Annotated in this window: 12 protein-coding genes and 1 tRNA gene; 2 read left to right on the top strand and 11 right to left on the bottom strand. The window is 72.9% G+C overall.

Annotated features, from left to right (window positions below):
- Positions 1 to 3: 3 nt before the first annotated feature.
- Positions 4 to 2,472: an NACHT domain-containing protein gene (locus tag AB0D67_RS05595; RefSeq protein WP_362930254.1), complete on the bottom strand. Its 2,469-nt coding sequence runs from the start codon at positions 2,470 to 2,472 to the stop codon at positions 4 to 6.
- A 122-nt stretch (positions 2,473 to 2,594) separates the two neighbouring features.
- Positions 2,595 to 3,038 (bottom strand): MarR family transcriptional regulator, encoded by a 444-nt coding sequence (locus tag AB0D67_RS05590; RefSeq protein ID WP_362930252.1) that lies wholly within the window; start codon positions 3,036 to 3,038, stop codon positions 2,595 to 2,597.
- A 75-nt stretch (positions 3,039 to 3,113) separates the two neighbouring features.
- Between AB0D67_RS05590 and AB0D67_RS05585 the strand changes: the two genes are divergently transcribed.
- Positions 3,114 to 4,061 carry an alpha/beta hydrolase gene (locus AB0D67_RS05585; protein WP_362930250.1) on the top strand — a complete coding sequence of 316 codons (948 nt, stop codon included), beginning with the start codon at positions 3,114 to 3,116 and terminating at the stop codon, positions 4,059 to 4,061.
- Between the two features lie 156 nt (positions 4,062 to 4,217).
- On the opposite strand, the gene AB0D67_RS05580 is transcribed toward AB0D67_RS05585, so the two are convergent.
- The 3 genes from AB0D67_RS05580 to AB0D67_RS05570 all read right to left on the bottom strand — a co-directional run bounded on the left by AB0D67_RS05580 (position 4,218) and on the right by AB0D67_RS05570 (position 7,732).
- A complete protein-coding gene (locus AB0D67_RS05580; RefSeq protein ID WP_362930248.1) occupies positions 4,218 to 5,747 on the bottom strand; it encodes a cobyric acid synthase in 1,530 nt (509 codons plus the stop codon).
- Positions 5,748 to 5,757: 10 nt separating this feature from the next.
- The gene (locus AB0D67_RS05575) at positions 5,758 to 6,735 is read right to left on the bottom strand and encodes a cobalamin biosynthesis protein (protein WP_362930246.1); all 978 of its coding nucleotides are present in this window, start codon (positions 6,733 to 6,735) and stop codon (positions 5,758 to 5,760) included.
- 196 nt (positions 6,736 to 6,931) lie between these two features.
- Positions 6,932 to 7,732, bottom strand: a complete 801-nt coding sequence (locus AB0D67_RS05570) for a phosphotransferase (protein WP_362930244.1) — start codon at positions 7,730 to 7,732, stop codon at positions 6,932 to 6,934.
- 375 nt (positions 7,733 to 8,107) lie between these two features.
- Here AB0D67_RS05570 and AB0D67_RS05565 point away from each other — a divergent pair.
- Positions 8,108 to 8,181, top strand: a tRNA-Arg gene (locus tag AB0D67_RS05565).
- 253 nt (positions 8,182 to 8,434) lie between these two features.
- Here AB0D67_RS05565 and AB0D67_RS05560 read toward each other — a convergent pair.
- The 6 genes from AB0D67_RS05560 to AB0D67_RS05535 are packed head-to-tail and all read right to left on the bottom strand — an operon-like array spanning position 8,435 to position 17,276.
- The gene (locus AB0D67_RS05560; RefSeq protein ID WP_362930242.1) at positions 8,435 to 9,847 is read right to left on the bottom strand and encodes a GH1 family beta-glucosidase; all 1,413 of its coding nucleotides are present in this window, start codon (positions 9,845 to 9,847) and stop codon (positions 8,435 to 8,437) included.
- Positions 9,844 to 12,204: an alpha-xylosidase gene (yicI, locus tag AB0D67_RS05555; protein WP_362930240.1), complete on the bottom strand. Its 2,361-nt coding sequence runs from the start codon at positions 12,202 to 12,204 to the stop codon at positions 9,844 to 9,846. Before yicI ends, AB0D67_RS05560 begins: the two co-directional genes overlap by 4 nt.
- A 21-nt stretch (positions 12,205 to 12,225) precedes the next feature.
- Positions 12,226 to 13,065 carry a carbohydrate ABC transporter permease gene (locus AB0D67_RS05550; protein ID WP_362930238.1) on the bottom strand — a complete coding sequence of 280 codons (840 nt, stop codon included), beginning with the start codon at positions 13,063 to 13,065 and terminating at the stop codon, positions 12,226 to 12,228.
- On the bottom strand, positions 13,062 to 13,958 hold the full coding sequence (locus AB0D67_RS05545) for a sugar ABC transporter permease (RefSeq protein ID WP_362930236.1): 897 nt from the start codon (positions 13,956 to 13,958) through the stop codon (positions 13,062 to 13,064). The genes AB0D67_RS05550 and AB0D67_RS05545 overlap by 4 nt, the downstream gene beginning before the upstream one ends.
- Entirely contained in the window at positions 13,955 to 15,271 is a 1,317-nt protein-coding gene (locus tag AB0D67_RS05540; RefSeq protein ID WP_362930234.1) for a sugar ABC transporter substrate-binding protein, read from the bottom strand. Before AB0D67_RS05540 ends, AB0D67_RS05545 begins: the two co-directional genes overlap by 4 nt.
- On the bottom strand, positions 15,264 to 17,276 hold the full coding sequence (locus AB0D67_RS05535) for a beta-galactosidase (RefSeq protein ID WP_362930232.1): 2,013 nt from the start codon (positions 17,274 to 17,276) through the stop codon (positions 15,264 to 15,266). The genes AB0D67_RS05540 and AB0D67_RS05535 overlap by 8 nt, the downstream gene beginning before the upstream one ends.
- Between the last annotated feature and the right edge of the window lie 2 nt (positions 17,277 to 17,278).

The following is a 17,278-nucleotide window of genomic DNA, read 5'->3' as shown; positions in this document are numbered from 1 at the left end:
TCATCAGGCACCCGCCAGGCGTGTGACCTTCGCGGTCGGGTGGAGCAGATGAACATTGCGGATCTCCTGGTTCGAGCCGACGATTATCTGCAAGCTCGGTCTGTCCGCGAGCGGCGCCAGGTCGAGCACGGGGGCCGTCCCGTCCAGAACGAGTTCACGCAGATTCTCCAGACCTGCGAGCGGGGAGAGGTCCGTCACCCGCCGCGCCCCTTGAAGGTAGAAGTAACGGAGTTGCGGAAGACCTGCCAGCGGGTCGAGATCGGCGACCTCGGACTCTTCGAGACTGAGCGTTTGCAGGCAGGAAAGATCCGACAAGAACGTGACGCTCTTCAGGTGGCGTGCGCCACGGAGCCTCAGGTCCTGGAGCGTGGTCTGCCGGGCGACCGGGCCGAAGTCCCGGACCGAACCCACGTCGCCGAGCTGGAGCGTGTCGAGTCGAGGGAGTTCGTCGAGGAACGCGAGGCTCCCCGCGAAGTCGAAGTTCTCCAGGATCAGACTTCGCAGCCCGGGCAGGCGGGTCAGGTAGTCAAGGTCACTCCGGCGGCGCGACGTCATCCTGACGTACAGCAACGTCAGCGTCGGCTGGGACTCCAGGTCGTTCAGATCGGTGGCGTCCACAGAACGCAGGAAGAGCCAGTGCAGCGGCGGCGTGGAGCGAAGGAACCGCAGGCTCTCAGAGTCACGGCAGCCCACCAAAAGCCTTTTCAAGTTCTTCAGGTGACGAAGGCTGCCCAGCATGCGCGGTTTCCCGATGGTGAGGATGCCTCTGGGAAAAGTTGCGTCAGCTAAGACTCGGGCGGCGTACTCGTCGGCGTCGAAGTACTCCCACCCGATCACGAGTTCCCGCTGGACCGCCTCGCGGGAGTCCACCGCGTACCCGGCGAGTCTGCGCAGCGACTCCTCCCCGTTGATCAGCCAGCAGGTCCGCACCGTCGCCGCCGCCCGCGCCTTCGGCAGGCCGCGCACGTCGTCGGGAAGGCGGCGCAGCACCTCCTCACCGGCGAGCGCGAGCGTCCTGGCCTCGGCCTCGTTGCGCGGCGGGATCACCTCGGCGAGGCGGCCCTCCAGGCGGTCGCGCAGATCGCCGGGGAGCTCCTGGATCGTCTCCAGGCAGCCGGCGACCAGCAGCCGCAGCCGCCTGCCGTACCGGTCCTCGGCGTCGATCCGATCGAGCAGCCCGCGCAACAGGTCCCGCCGTACGGGCGCGTTGGCGTGCCCGGCTGCCATCACCACCGTCTCGCGCCACTGGTCCAGGTGTGCGCGCTCCACCAGGGGTTCCACGTCGGCGTCGTCGGCGGCCTGCTTGGCGGCGAGATACTCCTGCACGGTGCGGTGCACGAAGTCGATCCGGCCCGGCACCGGCTCCCGGATCACCCCGCTGCGCTGGAGCAGGTGGTCGAGCACCGCCTCGGCGGTGGCCTCCACCCGGGGCATGGTCCGGATCTTCTCCTCGACCCGCCGCAGCGCCGTGGTCTTCGCCAGCTCCGAGCGGCCCCACACGGCGAGCTGCCAGGCGAGGTCCTGGAGGATACGGATCTTCTGCTCGGCTTCGAGGGCGACCTCGGCGGCGATGCCGCGCTCGGCGTCCCGGCGTTCCAGCAGCAGCTCCAGCGCCGCCGCGTACAGGCCCATCCGGTTGCGCGGCAACTGCCTGCCGCGGTCGAGGTTCAGCGCGCACAGCATCGCCGCGAGCAGCGGCGTCGCGGCGAGCGCCCGCAGGTGCGGGCCGCTCTCGAAGCGGGCCAGCAGCGCGCCCTCGTACTCGTCCAGCCGCTCCGGCGCACACGGCAGGCTCGGTGACCCGCGCATCGCCGCGTGCCACTGCCGCACCGGTTCCCGCAGATCGGACGGGGTCATCGGCTCCAGCGTGACCGGGGAGAAGCCCTCCTCGGTCAGCCAGCGGGCGTCGGCCGCCGCGGGACGGGAGGTGACGACGGTCCGGGTGCCGGGGTAGGCGGCCAGCAGCCCGGCGAGCCACTTGCGGACCGCGGGGCGGTGCCGTACGGCCAGCTCGTCCACCCCGTCTACGAGCAGCAGCGCCCGTCCCGCGTCGAGCACCCGGTGCGCCCATCCGGCGGGCATCCGCCCGGCCACCGGCCCGGCGACGTCCTTGAGGAGGTCCTCGGGCATGGGCAGATCGCCGGAGGGGTGGCTGCGGAGCTTGACGACGAACGGGACCGAGCCGTTCCAGGTCTCCAGGTCGCCTGCGAAGCCGCCGCGCGCCGCGGTCACCGACAGCCAGCGCAGCAGCGTGCTCTTGCCGGATCCGGCGTCGCCGCGCAGGAGGGTGCGCCGGGACCGGCCGAGGGCGCTCTCCACGCGCAGGGTCGCCGGCTCCGCCTCGCCGGCCGTCTCGGCCAGCTCGGCCAGGCGCATCCGTTCCGGGACGCGGTGGCGAGCCCTGCCCTCCGCCGAGACGCCGAGGCTGATGTAGGCGACGCTCAGGGTGGCGCGGGGCCGGTAGTTCTCCACGCGGACGCCGAACAGCTCGACCTCGTCGAGGGTGCGGCTGAGGTGTTCGAGGTAGCGGCGCTCGAACTCCGCGTCGTCCTGGGTGCCGCCGGGCGCGTCGAGGGAACGGGCGGGAACCGGCCTCAGGCCCCGTCCCGCTGGTGCTCCTCAAGCGCCGCGCGCAGAGTGGCGAGCGTCGCGGCGGTCCGGGTGAGGTCGGCGGCCGGGACGGCGGCCGTGCGGGCGGTCAGCTCGTCCTCGACGGTGGGGCGGGCGGCGGCCAGGATCCGGGCGCCCTCCGGGGTGAGGCTGAGGACGGAGGACCGCCGGTCCTCGGGATGCGCCGCGCGCACGCACAGGCCCGCGCTCTCCAGCCGGTCCACGCCCTTGCTCACGGCTCCGACGGTGATCCCGATCTCGCGCACGATGTCGAGCACCCGGCATCCGGGACGGTCGTCGATGATCTCCAGGAACTCGAACTGTCCCAGGCCGATGCCGTGCTCGGCGCGCAGCCGGTCGCTCACCGCGTTGTACAACCGGGTCTCGGCACGGACGAGGTCGGTGAACAGGCGAGTGATGTGCGTCACAGTTTCCGCTCCAATAGATTCCCAGGAATCATCTTCCTTGGAATCTGGTTGAGGATCGCAAGCGCATTCCAAGGAATGCATCCTCTCATCCTCGACACCACGGAGGCCCGGATGACCCGCTCGCAGCGCGAGGCCGTCGACGCCCTGCACCGCAACGCACCCGCCCACCCGAACCCGGCCCTGGAGGAGCAGCGCGCCGGATTCGCCGGCGCCTTCTCCCGGCCCCTGCCCGACGACGTCACGGCGCACGAGACGGTGCTCGGCGGCCGTCCCGCGCTCGACCTGACCCCGGCCGCCGCCACCGGCCGCGGGCGGCTGCTCTACCTCCACGGCGGCGGCTACGTCCTGGGGTCGCCCGGCACGCACGCGGGGCTCGCCGCCCGGCTGGGGCTCCGCGCCGGGCTGCGCGTGACGTCCCTGGACTACCGGCTGGCCCCCGAGCACCCCTTCCCCGCCGCGGTGGACGACGGCCTCGCCTCCTACCGGGCGCTGCTCGACGAGGGAGTGCGCCCGGAGGAACTGGTGCTCGCCGGAGACTCCGCCGGCGGCGGGCTGGCCGTCGCCACCCTGGTCGCGGCCCGTGACGCCGGACTGCCGCAGCCGGCGGGCGTCGCCGTCCTCTCCCCGTGGACCGACCTGACGCTCGGCGGGCGGAGCATGCGCACGAAGGAGGGCATCGACCCGATCTTCACCCGGAAGGCGGTCCAGGCGTTCGCCACCCCCTACCTGGCCGGTCAGGACCCCGCCCACCCGCTCGCGAGCCCGGTCTTCGCCGACCTGCGGGGCCTGCCCCCGCTACTGGTGCAGGCCGGCTCGAACGAGCTCCTGCTGGACGACGCCGTCCGGCTCGCCGGGCGCGCGGCCGCGGACGACGTGGAGGTCACGCTGCGGGTCTGGCCGCAGGTGCCGCACGTCTTCCAGAACCACTCCGGGCACCTCGACGAAGCCGACGAGGCACTCGGCGAGGCCGCCCGCTTCCTGTCCGCCCGGGTCCGGGCCGGGCACGAGGCGCCGGTGAGCTGACGCCGCCGCGGCGGGATCGCCGGACGCGCAGGCCGGCGGTCCCGCGGGGTTCGGCGGTCCCGCGGGGTCCGGACGCGTGGGCTGCCGGGCGCGCGGGCCGGCGGTCCCGCCCCGGCGCTCCCGGCACCGTCCGGCGGCAGGGGGGCACCGTACCCGCTACGGCGCTCCCCCGGCGCCGCCCGGCGGCAGGACCGGCAGGCCCTCGGGGACCCCGCCCTCCAGGAGCCGGAGCAGGGCTCCGGTGTCCAGGTGGTGTTCGACCAGGTCGCCCAGGGCGTCCAGCCGCTCCTCGCGCAGCGCGGCGAAGGAGACGTCCGGGGCGGGCACGAAGTCGCGGCCGGTCACCGCCGCCACGTCGGCCAGGAACGCCCGGCGGAAACCGTCGTTCTCCAGGGCCCCGTGCCAGGTGGTGCCCCAGACGGTGCCCGAGCGGCAGCCGTCGAGGAACGGCTCGCCGCCCTCGGGCGTCACGACCCCGTGGTGGATCTCGTAGGCCGCGACGGGACAGCCGTACGCCGTGCCGACCGGCCGGCCCAGCGTCTTGTCCGGGGCGAACACCACCGTCGCGGGCAGCAGGCCCAGCCCCTCCACCCGGCCTGCGCCCGACTCGACGTCATCGTGGATGGTCCGGGCGAGCATCTGGTAGCCGCCGCAGACGCCCAGCACGGCCCGGCCGGGCAGCGCGGCGGCCAGGCCGGTCGCGCGCAGCCAGGCCAGGTCGGAGACCGTGGCGCGGGAGCCGGGCAGCACCACCAGGTCGGCGTCGTCCAGTTCGGCCGGGGAGGTCACGAAGCGGACCGTCACCCCGGGCTCGGCGGCCAGGGCGTCGACGTCGGTGAAGTTGGAGACGCGCGGCAGCCTGACCACCGCGACCCGCAGGGTCTGCCTGCCGTACGGCGGACGCGTCCCGATCGCGGGACGGTTGTCCAGGGCGAGGGAGTCCTCGGCGTCCAGCCACGCGCCCTCCAGCCACGGCAGCACGCCGTAGACCTCCCGGCCGGTCAACCCCCGGATCATGCCGAGGGCCGGTTCGAGGAGCTCGCGGGCCCCGCGGAACTTGTTGACCACGAACCCCGCGATCAGCGCCTGGTCGGCGGGCTCCAGCAGGGCCACCGTCCCGTACAGCGCGGCGAAGACCCCGCCGCGGTCGATGTCGCCGACCACGACGACCGGCAGGCCGGCGGCGCGGGCCAGGCCCATGTTGGCGATGTCGCCCTCGCGCAGGTTGATCTCCGCCGGGCTGCCCGCGCCCTCGCAGACCACGACGTCGTAGCGGGCGCGCAGCCGTTCCAGCGCGTCGACGGCGACCGTGCGGAGGTGGTCCTTGAGATCCCGGTACTCCAACGCGTCGACGTCGGTCAGCGGCCGTCCCATGACCACGACCTGGCTGCGCCGGTCACTGCCCGGTTTGAGGAGGATCGGGTTCATGTCGGCCGCGGGTTCCAGGCCGCACGCGGCGGCCTGCATCGCCTGCGCGCGGCCGATCTCGGCGCCGTCGGCGGTGACGAAGGAGTTGAGGGACATGTTCTGCGCCTTGTACGGCGCGACCTTGACCCCCTGGCGGGCCAGCCAGCGGCAGATCCCGGCGGTGACGACGCTCTTGCCCGCGTCGGAGGTGGTCCCGGCGACCAGCAGCGCGCCCCTCAACGGTGCACCTTCCCGTCTTTTCCGTCCGTTCCCGTCCATACCGTCCGGCTCATCGCCTGACCGCCCGGCGCGCGGGCCGTCCGTCCACCGGTCCGGTACGGCGGGCGAGCAGCGCGGCGGCGGCCAGGCCCGCGGCGGCGAGGTTCACCGCCCGTGCCAGCCGTACGGACCTGCGGATGTCCGCGACCGACGGTTTGGCCCCGTCGCCCATCTCCGGGCGGTGCTCCACGCGCTCGCCGTAGACGTTCACGCCGCCGAGCGTGAGGTCCAGCGCCCCGGCGAAGGCCGCCTCGCACCGGCCCGAGTTGGGGCTCGGGTGGCGGTGACCGTCCCGGCGCAGCACGGCCGCCGCCCGCCGGGCGGAGCCGCCGGCCAGCGGGGCGGCGAGGACCGTCAGCAGCCCGGTGATCCGGGCCGGGACGTAGCCGGCCACGTCGTCGAGCCGGGCCGCGGCCCAGCCGAACCGCTCGTAGCGCGCACTGCGGTGGCCCACCATCGCGTCGAGGGTGTTGACCGCCCGGTAGGCCAGCAGGCCCGGGATCCCGGCGACCGCGCCCCAGAACAGTGGCGCCACGACCGCGTCGGAGGTGTTCTCCGCGATCGACTCGACGGTGGCCCGGGCCAGTTCGGGCGCCTCCAGCCGGGACGGGTCGCGCCCGCACAGGTGCGGCAGCCGCCGCCGGGCCCCGGCGAGGTCGCCGGACTCCAGCAGCCCGGCCATGGCGGCCCCCTCCCGTCCCAGGGTGGTGCCGCCCAGCACCGCCCAGGTCGCCGCCGCGGTCAGCGCGCCCCGGACCCGCGGGTCCGCCGTCCGGGCCGCGGCGAGCCCGAGCAGCGCCACCGGGCCGACGCAGGCGGCGACGTGACGGATCCCGGCGGGGCGGGCGTCGCCGTACAGGCGCCTCTCCAGCGCGGCGGCGGCCCGGCCGAACAGCGCCACCGGGTGGCCGCGCCGGGGGTCGGCGAGCAGCGCGTCGAGGGCGACGCCGGCGAGCACGCCGAACGCCTCGGCCCGGCCGGGCCTCACTCCGAGGGCTCCCCGCGAGGAGACCCGCCGGGTCCTTCCTCCGGCGCGGGTCCGCCGGAGGAAGGACCGGGCGGAGAGACCCGCGGAGAGACCGGCGGAGAGACCGGCGGAGGTGCCTGCGGAGGTGCCTGCGGAGAGGCCGGTGGTGCCTGCGGAGAGGCTCGCGGAGAGGCCCCAGGAGGAGAAGGAAGGACGGTCAGAGGAGATGGGCATGAAGCTCATCATGATGGGTGTCGAGCCAGGCGAGCGCCCGGCGGATACGCTCCCCCGCGCCCGACTCCCACATGCGGGCCCAGCCGCCGCCGGCGGTGACGGCCCTGGTCCGCATGACGTGGTAGGAGCGGCCGAAGCGCAGGCGGGCGAGGTCGAGCAGGCGGCGGCGGTCGCGGGGGGCCAGGCCGTACGCGTCGCAGAACAGCCGCAGCCGCGGCCCGGCCGGCAGGGAGCGCTGGAGCGGCTCCAGGTCCAGCGGGTCGGCGAGCGGCGCCCAGTGGCGCAGGGTGGTCACCACGTCGAACAGCCGGGTCGTCGGCCGGGCCAGGTCGAAGTCGATCAGCGCCGCGGGCAGGCCGTCACGGAAGATCACGTTGTCGAGGTTGACGTCGCAGTGCCCGACCAGCTCCGGCGCCGCGTCGTCGTTGGACCCCGCCTCCCACACGGCGCGCGGCGGCGGGGTGAAACCCGCCGCCGCGTCGTGGAACCGGCGCAGCAGGACCGCCAGCGCGGCCAGCGCCTCGTCGGTGAGCGCGTAACCGGGCAGCGGCCTGGGAGCGGAGCGGCCCTCGACGTAGGAGAGGATCTCCCGGCCCCGCTCGTCCGTTCCCAGCGCCCGGGGCGCGCCGTCGAACCCGGACGCCTCCAGGTGCCGCAGCAGAGCGTGGACCGCGGGCGTGGACGGCCGGACGGGCCTGCGGACGGTCTCCCCGACCCGGACCACCCCGCAGGTCACGTCACCGCCCAGCAAGGGGATCTCCTCGTGGGCCGTGACAGCGGACATGGCATACGAGGGTAGACCCGCGCGAGGGCGGCCGGGAACGCGTCCGTGCGAACCCATCCGGCCGAGCGGGAACGCGTCCGTGCGAACCCGTCCGGCCGCCCGGCCCCCGTCGCGCCCTCGGCCCGACCCGCACCGGACCTCGGCCCGGCTCGCGCGGGACCCGGGTTCGGTCCTCGCCTGAACCCGGGTCCGGCGCACCCCGGATCCCATCGGATCGGGGTTCATCCCCGGAGGACTCCCGCCTTCCGGGGCGCGCCGCCGGCCTGCTGACGCTCACCGCACCGGACGGCCCCCGGATCCCCTACAGTGATCCTCACAACACAGCCTGATAACTGATGCGTGACCGCTTCCTGAATCATGCACAATTAGGCGGGAGCGCCCTTAGCTCAGCTGGATAGAGCATCGGACTTCTAATCCGACGGTCGCAGGTTCGAATCCTGCAGGGCGCGCTTTGATCATGGCTTGACCTGCGGCGATGCGGGACCGGATGCGTTCTGGAATTCTCGTCCAGCGCTCGCCCGCACCGGCCCCGCACGCCGTGATCCATTCGCCGTGGAGTCCGGCCCGCTGTCGCTCGCAGAGCGACGCCCCCGGCTCCGGCTCCGGCGACCGTGCCACCCTCCGGGGACCGCGCCGCCCCCGGGGATCGCGCCACCCCCGGGGACCGCGCCGCCCCCGGGGATCGCGCGTCACACCTTCGCGTCAGGCGTGGCGCGCGAAATCCCGAGCGGGCAGCTCGCCGGCGGCGACCACGTCGCGGTACCAGTGGGCGCTGTCCTTCCAGGTGCGCTCCATCGTCTCGCGGTCCACGCGCACGATGCCGAAGCGCTTGGCGTACCCGTGCGCCCACTCGAAGTTGTCCATCAGCGACCACACGAAGTACCCGCGCACGTCGGCGCCGCCCGCGATGGCCTCGCTGACGGCGGCCAGGTGGCGGTGCAGGTAGTCGATGCGGTCCGCGTCGTGGACGCGGCCGTCGGCGGCCACCGGGTCGGGGAACGCCGCGCCGTTCTCGGTGATCATCGTGGGCATGTCCGGGTAGTCGCGGTGCAGGCGCAGCAGCAGTTCGGTCAGGCCGGTCTCGTCGATGTTCCAGCCCATCTCGGTGTACGGGCCGGGCTGCTTGACGAACTCGACGTCCTCGCATGCGATCCACGGCGAGGCGGCACCGTCCTGGTGCCCGTCGGCGGTCTCCCGGGGGCCGTCACCGTCCCACCGGCGTACCAGGGTGGGGTTGTAGTAGTTGACCCCGAGCACGTCCAGCGGCTGGCGGGCCGTCGCCTCGTCGCCGTCCCGCACGAACGACCAGTCCGTCACCGAGGCGGTGTCGGCGATGAGGTCGCGCGGGTAGGCGCCCTCCAGCATCGGGCCGAGGAAGGCCCGGTTGGCCAGCGCGTCCGCGCGCCGCACCGCGTCGGCGTCCCGTTCCGACACCCCGCGCACGTGGTGCAGGTTGAGCGTGACGGACATCTGCGCATCCTTGGCGGCGGTCGAGCGCAGCGCCTGCACGGCCAGGCCGTGACCCAGGTTGAGGTGGTGCACGGCGGCCAGCGCGGCGGCCGGCTCGGCCCGCGCCGGGGCGTGTACGCCGGAGGCGTAGCCCAGGTACGCCGAGCACCACGGCTCGTTCAGCGTGATCCAGGTGCGCACGCGGTCGCCGAGCGCCTCGCCCGCCAGCCGCGCGTAGTCCGCGAAGCGCGAGGCGGTGTCCCGGTGCGGCCAGCCGCCCGCGTCCTCCAGCTCCTGCGGCAGGTCCCAGTGGTAGAGGGTGGCCACCGGGGAGATGTTCCTGGCCAGCAGGCCGTCCACCAGGCGGGAGTAGAAGTCCACGCCCGCCCGGTTCACCGGTCCCGTGCCGCCCGGCTGCACCCGCGGCCAGGAGATTGAGAACCGGTAGGCGCCCACGCCCAGCGCGGCCAGGAGATCGAGATCCTCCTCGAGGCGGTGGTAGTGGTCGCACGCCACATCACCCGTGTCACCGCCCGCCACCAGGCCGGGCGTGTGGGAGAAGGTGTCCCAGATGGACGGGCCGCGGCCGTCCTCGTTCCACGCGCCCTCCACCTGGTAGGCGGCGGTGGCGGTGCCCCACAGGAAATGCTCGGGGAAAGTCGTCATGCGTGCTGCTCCTCAGCTGCCGTGCCGGTCCGCCGGACGGGGTCATGGAGGGTGATCTCGATCTCTCCCGCGCCGGGATCGGCGGTGACCCGCACCCCGTCCGGCGTCGGCTGGGCCTGCGGATGACGGGCGTCGTGCACCCCGGCGAGCAGCAGGCTCCACGCGGCGGGCGCCCCCTCCAGGCGGCGTGCGCGCACCCGGTCGCCGGTGCGGGACACCTCGAACACCGCCGCGGCGGTGCCGTCCCGGCCCGGCACGGTGACCTCGCGGCGGTCGCCGTCGGCCGGCCGGTAGGCGTTCAGGGTGACGCCGTCGGCGTAGTCGTAGTCGGGGCGGTCCTCACGGGCGCCGGTCGCGATCACCGCGCCCGGCCGTACCAGCAGCGGCAGGCTCTCGAACCCGTGCCGCTCGGTACGCCAGCCCGGTCCGGACACGGTCTCCCCGTCGAGCAGCCGCGTCCACACGCCCTCGGGAACGTAGTACGAGACATCGCCCTCGGCCGACAACACCGGTGCCACCAGCAGGTCCGGTCCCAGCATGTACTGGGCGTCCAGGTGGTCGCAGGCCCGGTCCGCGGGGAACTCCAGCTGCATCGCCCGCATCACCGGGATGCCCTCGGCCGCGGCCTGCACGGCCGCCCCGTACAGGTACGGCATCAGCCGCGCCTTCAGCCGCGTGAACGAGCGCAGCACGTCCACCGACTCCTCGTCGAACAACCACGGCACCCGGTACGACCGGCTGCCGTGCAAACGGCTGTGCGACGACAACAGCCCGAACGCCACCCACCGCTTGAACACCGCCGGGTCGGGCCGCCCCTCGAACCCGCCGATGTCGTGGCTCCAGAACCCGAACCCGGCCATGCCCAGCGAGAGCCCGCCCCGCAGCGACTCGGCCATCGCCTCGAACGTCGACTCGCAGTCGCCGCCCCAGTGCACCGGCAGCCGCTGCCCGCCGACCGTGGCCGAGCGCGCGAACAGCACCGTGTCGCCGGCTCCGCGCCGCTCGGCGAGCACGTCGTGGACGGTCTGGTTGTAGATCAGGCTGTAGTAGTTGTGCATGCGCTCAGGGTCGGAGCCGTCGGCGTACAGGACGTCGGTCGGGATGCGCTCGCCGAAGTCGGTCTTGAACGCGTCCACCCCCATGTCGAGCAGCCCGCGCAGCTTGCCCGCGTACCACTCGCGGGCGGCCGGGGAGGTGAAGTCCACCAGCGCCCGGCCCGCCTGCCAGTGGTCGTCCTGCCAGACCGTGCCGTCCGGGCGGCGTAGCAGGTGGCCGGCCGCCGCACCCTCCTCGAACAGCGCCGACGCCTGCCCGATGTACGGGTTGATCCACAGGCAGACCTTCAGCCCCCGCTCCTTGAGCCGCCGCAGCATGCCCTCGGGGTCGGGGAACACCTCCGGATCCCACTCGAAGTCGCACCAGCGGAACCGCCGCATCCAGAAGCAGTCGAAATGGAACACGCTCAGCGGCAGGTCCCGCTCGGCCATCCCGTCCACGAACGAGGTCACCGTCGCCTCGTCGTAGTCCGTGGTGAACGAGGTGGACAACCACAACCCGAACGACCAGGCCGGCGGCAGCGCCGGACGGCCGGTCAGCGCGGTGTAGCGGCGCAGGATGTCGGCCGGCGCCGGCCCGTGGATGATCAGGTATTCCAGGTCGTGGCTCTCGACGCTGAACTGCACCCGTGAGACCGTCTCCGAGCCCACCTCGAACGACACCCGCCCGGGATGGTTGACGAACACCCCGTAGCCGCGGTTGGTGAGGTAGAACGGCACGTTCTTGTAGGCGATCTCGCTGCTGGTGCCGCCGTCCTCGTTCCAGATGTCGACGGACTGGCCGTTGCGGACCAGGGCGCCGAAGCGCTCGCCGAGGCCGTAGACCAGCTCGCCGGCGCTCAGGCGCAGCTGCTCCACCATGAAGTGGCGGGCGTCGGGGTCGTGCATGACGCCCAGGCTCTTGCCGCCGCTGCGGGTCAGCTCGCGCCCGTCCGCGCTGAACGTCATCTCCCACGGGGCGTCCCTGCGCACCCGTACGGTGAGCCCGCCGCTGGTCAGAGCGGCTTCCTCGCCGTCCACGGCGATCTTCACCTCGGGGTCGTCGTCGCGTACCGCGAAAGCGGGCGCGGTGGGCACGGACCCGGCGAAGTGCACCGCGCGGACGCGGATCACGTCCGGCATCGGGGAGGACAGGTCCACACGCAGGACCGGCCCGTCGATGGTGTTGCCTCGCCGGGTGATCTCCCGCGTGGGGGCGAGGACGCGCAGCGAGCCGGCGTCCGCGGTCACGTCGTAGGCCGCGGTGGCGTAGTCGCCCCGCACCCCTGGACGCATCCGCCAGTAGCCGTCTTTGAACTTCATGTCGATCCGTTCTTGAGGAGGTCAGCCCTTGACGCTGCCGGCCACGAGGTCGAGCCGCCAGAAGCGCTGCAGGAACAGGAACAGCGCGACGATCGGAATGATCGACAGCAGCGAGCCGCTGATCACCAGCGTGTACAGCGCGGGCTGGGAGGCGCCGCGGTTGAGCAGCGAGTAGAGCCCCACGGTGAGCGGGAAGAGGTCGTCGTTCGCCAGCATGATGTACGGCAGCAGGAAGTTGTTCCAGATGCCGATGAACTGCAGCAGGAACACCGTCACCAGCCCCGGCGTCATGATCGGCACGCCGACCGACCACAGCAGCCGGAACTCCCCGGCCCCGTCCACCCGCCCGGCCTCCAGGATCTCGTCCGGCACGGCCGCCTCGGCGTAGATGCGGCACAGGTAGATGCTGTACGGGCTGATCACGCTGGGCAGGATGACCGACCAGTAGGTGCCGACCAGGTTCATCTCCGACAGCAGCAGGTACTGCGGGATGGCCAGGGTGATGCCGGGCACCAGCACGCCGGCCAGCAGCGAGGCGAAGATCAGCCGCTGCCCGGTGAAGCGGTACTTGGCCAGCGCGTACCCGCACGCGGCCGAGATGACCACGGTCAGGAACGCGCCGCCGCCGGCGTAGATGAGGCTGTTGAGCATCCACAGCCAGAACCGGCCGTCGCCGTACGAGCCGAGCGCCGCGATGTTCTCCGTGAACCCGCCGTTGAAGCTGGGCCAGCCCGAGAACGTGGTGAACAGCTCGTCGGAGGACTTCGTCGAGGCGAAGATCACCCACAGCAGGGGCAGCACCGCGTACACGCCGCCGAGGGCGAGGATCAGCGTAGGAACGATCTTCGTACGCGCTCTCACCGCTCGCTCCTCGCGCTCCGGGACCTGAAGACGACCAGCGCGCCCAGCGACAGCAGCACCGTCGCGCCCGCCAGGAGCACCGAGCTGGCCGCGCCCAGGTAGGTGTCGTTGTCCACGAACGCCTGCTGGTAGATCCGCATCAACGGCACCCAGTCCTGGGTGATGGTGTTGCTCATCGGCCGTAGCGTGGCCGGCTCGCTGAACACCTGCAGCATGCCGATCAGCGTGAACACCGACGTCATGACGAGCGCCGGGCGCAGCAGCGGCACCTTGATCCGCAACGCGATCCGCCACTCGCTGGCGCCGTCGAGGCGGGCGGCCTCGTACAGCTCCTTGGGAATGGCCCGCAGCGTCGTGTAGAGCACCACCATGTTGAACCCGACCGAGCCCCACACGGCGATGTTGGCCACCGAGAAGAAGACCGACACGTCGCCGAAGAAGTCCGGCGCGTCCAGCCCGACCGCCTCGAAGGCCGCGCCGACCGGGCTGACCGCGGGCAGGTAGATGAAGCCCCACAGGAGGCTGGCGATCACGCCCGGCACCGCGTACGGCAGGAAGATCGTGATCCGCGACGCGCGCTTGCCGCCCACCCTGGGGGCGTCCAGCAGCAGCGCGAACAGCAGGGCCAGGCCCATGGTGGCGGGCACCATGATCACGCCATAGGCGAGCATGTGCTGCATGGCCTCGTACAGCGCCGTGTCCTGGACGGCCTCCAGATAGTTCTCCAGGCCGACGAACACCTCGGCCCGGATGCCGAACCCGGTGCCGCGCACGCGCATGGCGTGCAGGCTGAGCCAGACCGCGTACCCGATCGGCACCAGGATGAAGACCACGAACATGATGACGGCCGGGGCCGCCATCAGGTACGGCGCGCGGCTTCTCCTCCCGGTCATCCGCCGACGACCTGGTAGCCCTGCTTCTTCAGGTCAGCGACGCTGGCCTGCTGCACCTGGGTGGCCACGGCCGCGAGGTCGGCCTTGTTCTTCACCGCGGTCGGGAGCAGGTCCTCGAACCGGCCGTAGGTGACATTGGTGTTCGGGCCCCAGCTGCTGAAGCCGCGGGCGGTCTGGGAGATCTTCGAGGCGGACTCGTAGTAGTCCGGCTGGCTCGTCATGTACTCGGGCGCGGTGTCGAGCCCGCCGGAGGTCTGGCCGAGCGTGGCGGCCGGGTAGAGGCCGATCTCGACCAGCACCTTCAGGGCCTCGGGGTCGGTGCTCAGCCAGCGGGCGAACTTGGCGGCCTGCGGCTTCTGCTTCGACGTCGCGCTGACGGCGGTGGACGAGCCGCCCCAGAAGCCGGTGACGTTCTCGCCCGCGCTCCACTGCGGCAGCGGGGCCATCTTCCACTTGCCCTTGCCCTTGGGGGCGACGCCCGCCAGGACGCCGGTGCCCCAGACGGCGCTGGGCCAGGCGATGATCGTGCCGTCGTTCATCTGGGCGTTCCACTGCGGGGTGTACATCGGGTCGCCGAGCACCGCACCCGAGTCGACCAGGTCGCCCCAGAAGCCCAGCACCTTGCGGGTGGCCTCGTCGTCGATGGCGACCTTCCAGGCGCCGTTCTCGTTGGTCCACCAGTCGGCGCCGGCCTGCTGGGCGAACCCGGCCACCCAGCCGGCGTCGCCGGGGGAGAACGTGGTCAGGTAGCGCTTGGCGTTCTTCTCACGCACGGTCTCGGCCAGCGCGCCGAACTCCTCCCAGGTCTTCGGCACCTCCAGACCCATCTCCTCGAACAGGTCCGCGCGGTAGAAGAGCATCATCGGGCCGACGTCGGCGGGTATCGCGTACGTGGTGCCGCCGAACGAGGTCAGGTTCCAGGTGCCGTCGGGGAAGGCCGACCTGACCGGCGCGATCGCACCGGTCAGGTCCTGCAGGGCGTTGTTCGTGATCAGCGTCGGCAGCGACTGGTACTCCGCCTGCAGCACGTCGGGCGCGTTGCCCGCCTTGACCGCGGTCAGGAACTTGGCGATCAGCTCGTCGCTGGCGGCCTGGCCGCTCAGGGTGACCTTCTGCGTGGGGTTCTTCTGGTTCCACAGGTCCACCACACGCTGGATGTTCTCCGCCCAGCTCCAGAAGACCAGGTTGGCCGGGGCGTTCTCGTCGCCGGCGATGGGAGAGGCGGCCGGGGCGGCGTCGCCGGGGTCGTCGGCACCGCAGCCGGCCAGGAACAGCGTGGCCGCCGACGAGACGAGGAACGTTCTTCTACGCATGGTGATCTCCAGGTTCTGCGTGAACACGTGGGCGCACCGCGGCGACCGCGCGGGGGGTCAGGGTGACGTGACCCTCGGTGGGGGACCCGGTCAGCAGGTCGTCGGCCGGGCCGGGAACGGGCACCCGCACGGTGGCGGCGCCGTGATTGAGCAGGAACAGGACATCGCCGCGGCGCACGGCCTCGACGCCGGCCGGCAGGCCGGGCAGGACGCCCTCGACGCCGGCGTCGGCCAGCACCCGGCCGGCCAGCGCGGCGAGCGCGCTCTCGTCGGGCATGGTCGCGACGTACCAGGCGGAGCCGTCGCCGAAGGCGTGCCGCAGTACGGCGGGCCGTCCGGCCAGGTCGCCATCGGCGAACTCGGCCACGGTCTCGGCGCCCTCGGCGGCGACCAGCTCGGTCCAGGTGCGCGCGGAGAACTCGGAGCCGCCGCTCCACCGGCAGCGCACGGGACCGTCGGGGGCGGGCCGCCACTCCTCGCCGGCCGCGCCGAGCACCTCACGCAGCGGCGCGGGGAAGCGCCCGGTACGGATCTGCGCCCGCGGGTCCACGACCCCGGAGAACGGCCCGACCACCAGCACTCCCCCGCCCCGCGCGTACGCGGTCAGCGCGGCGGCGTCCTCGTCGGCGACCAGGAACAGGTTCGGCACCACGACCAGCGCGTACGCCGACAGGTCCGCGCCCGGCGGCACCACGTCCACGGCGACCCCGCGCTCCCAGAACGGCACGTAGTAGCTCAGCAGCTGGTCCACGGCGTCGATCCGGTCGCTGGGCAGGCCGCGCTCCTCCAGCGCCCACCAGCTTTCCCAGCCGAAGACCATCGCCACCCGCGCGGGCACCGGCGTGCCCGCCACGGAGGCGAGCCGGCGCAGTTCCCGCCCGTGGGCGCGCACCTCGGCGTGCAGCCGGGTGTCGGCGCCCGCGTGCGGCACCATCGCCGAGTGGAAGCGCTCCGCGCCGAAGCGGGAGGCCCGCCACTGGAAGTAGCACAGGCCGTCCGCGCCGCGCGCCAGCGCCTGCAGCGACTCCAGGCGCAGCAGTCCGGGCGGCTTGGGCAGGTTGTGCGGCCGCCAGTTGACGGCTCCGGTGGCCTGCTCCATCAGCAGCCACGGCCGGCCTCCTGCCAGGCCGCGCATGAGGTCGTGCGTCAGCGCCGTCCGCGCGGGGGAGAGCGGGTCGCCCGGGTCGGGGTACCAGTCGTTGGAGACGACGTCCTCCTCCCGCGCCCAGGCCCAGGAGTCGACCGGCTTGAACAGGCCCATGAAGTTCGTCGTCACCGGCGTGCCCGGGGTGCGCTCGCGCAGCACGTCGCGCTCGGCGCGGAAGTGGTCGAGCAGCGCGTCGGAGCAGAAGCGCCGCCAGTCCAGCAGCTGGGCGGGGTTGTGGAGGTAGGGGGCGCGGCGCGGGGTGACGATCTCGGCCCAGTCGGAGTAGCGCTGGCTCCAGAACGTGGTGCCCCACGCCTCGTTCAGAGTGGCCAGGTCTCCGTAGCGGGCCTGGAGCCAGGTCCTGAACGCGGCCGCGGACTCGTCGCAGTGGCAGATCTGGCCGTACTCGTTGCCGACGTGCCACAGGGCCAGCGCCGGATGGCTCGCGTAGCGGTCGGCGAGGTCGGTGACCAGGGCCAGGGCACGCTCGCGGTAGATCGGCGAGGACGGGCAGAACTGGTTGCGGGAGCCGTACCAGAGGCGGTGGCCCGACTCGTCGACCGGCAGCGTCTGCGGCCAGCGGTGGCCCAGCCACGGCGGGGGCGAGGCGGTCGGGGTGGCCAGGTCCACCCCGATGCCGTTCGCGGCCATGAGGTCGAGGACCTTGTCGAGCCAGGCGAAGTCGCGCGCGTCCGGCTCAGGCTCGATCCGCGCCCAGCTGAACACGCCGACCGTGACCAGGTTGACCCCGGCCGCCCGCATCAGCTCGGCGTCCTCGGCCCACACGTGCTCCGGCCACTGCTCGGGGTTGTAGTCCCCGCCGAACAGCAGGCCGCGGCCCTCGGTGAGCGTGTGCATGC

The organism is Streptosporangium sp. NPDC048047 (assembly GCF_040653115.1).
Lineage (GTDB): Bacteria > Actinomycetota > Actinomycetes > Streptosporangiales > Streptosporangiaceae > Streptosporangium.
Note: the sequence above shows the minus strand (reverse complement) of the source record. Positions and strands in the feature narration are given on the sequence as shown.

Excerpts from the sequence above, each read along its gene's own strand:
- AB0D67_RS05585 (WP_362930250.1), top strand. The coding sequence starts at position 3,114 with ATGCATCCTCTCATCCTCGACACCACGGAGGCCCGGATGACCCGCTCG.
- AB0D67_RS05580 (WP_362930248.1), bottom strand. The coding sequence starts at position 5,747 with ATGGACGGGAACGGACGGAAAAGACGGGAAGGTGCACCGTTGAGGGGC.
- AB0D67_RS05570 (WP_362930244.1), bottom strand. The coding sequence starts at position 7,732 with ATGTCCGCTGTCACGGCCCACGAGGAGATCCCCTTGCTGGGCGGTGAC.
- AB0D67_RS05560 (WP_362930242.1), bottom strand. The coding sequence starts at position 9,847 with ATGACGACTTTCCCCGAGCATTTCCTGTGGGGCACCGCCACCGCCGCC.
- yicI (WP_362930240.1), bottom strand. The coding sequence starts at position 12,204 with ATGAAGTTCAAAGACGGCTACTGGCGGATGCGTCCAGGGGTGCGGGGC.
- AB0D67_RS05545 (WP_362930236.1), bottom strand. The coding sequence starts at position 13,958 with ATGACCGGGAGGAGAAGCCGCGCGCCGTACCTGATGGCGGCCCCGGCC.
- AB0D67_RS05540 (WP_362930234.1), bottom strand. The coding sequence starts at position 15,271 with ATGCGTAGAAGAACGTTCCTCGTCTCGTCGGCGGCCACGCTGTTCCTG.
- AB0D67_RS05535 (WP_362930232.1), bottom strand. The coding sequence starts at position 17,276 with ATGCACACGCTCACCGAGGGCCGCGGCCTGCTGTTCGGCGGGGACTAC.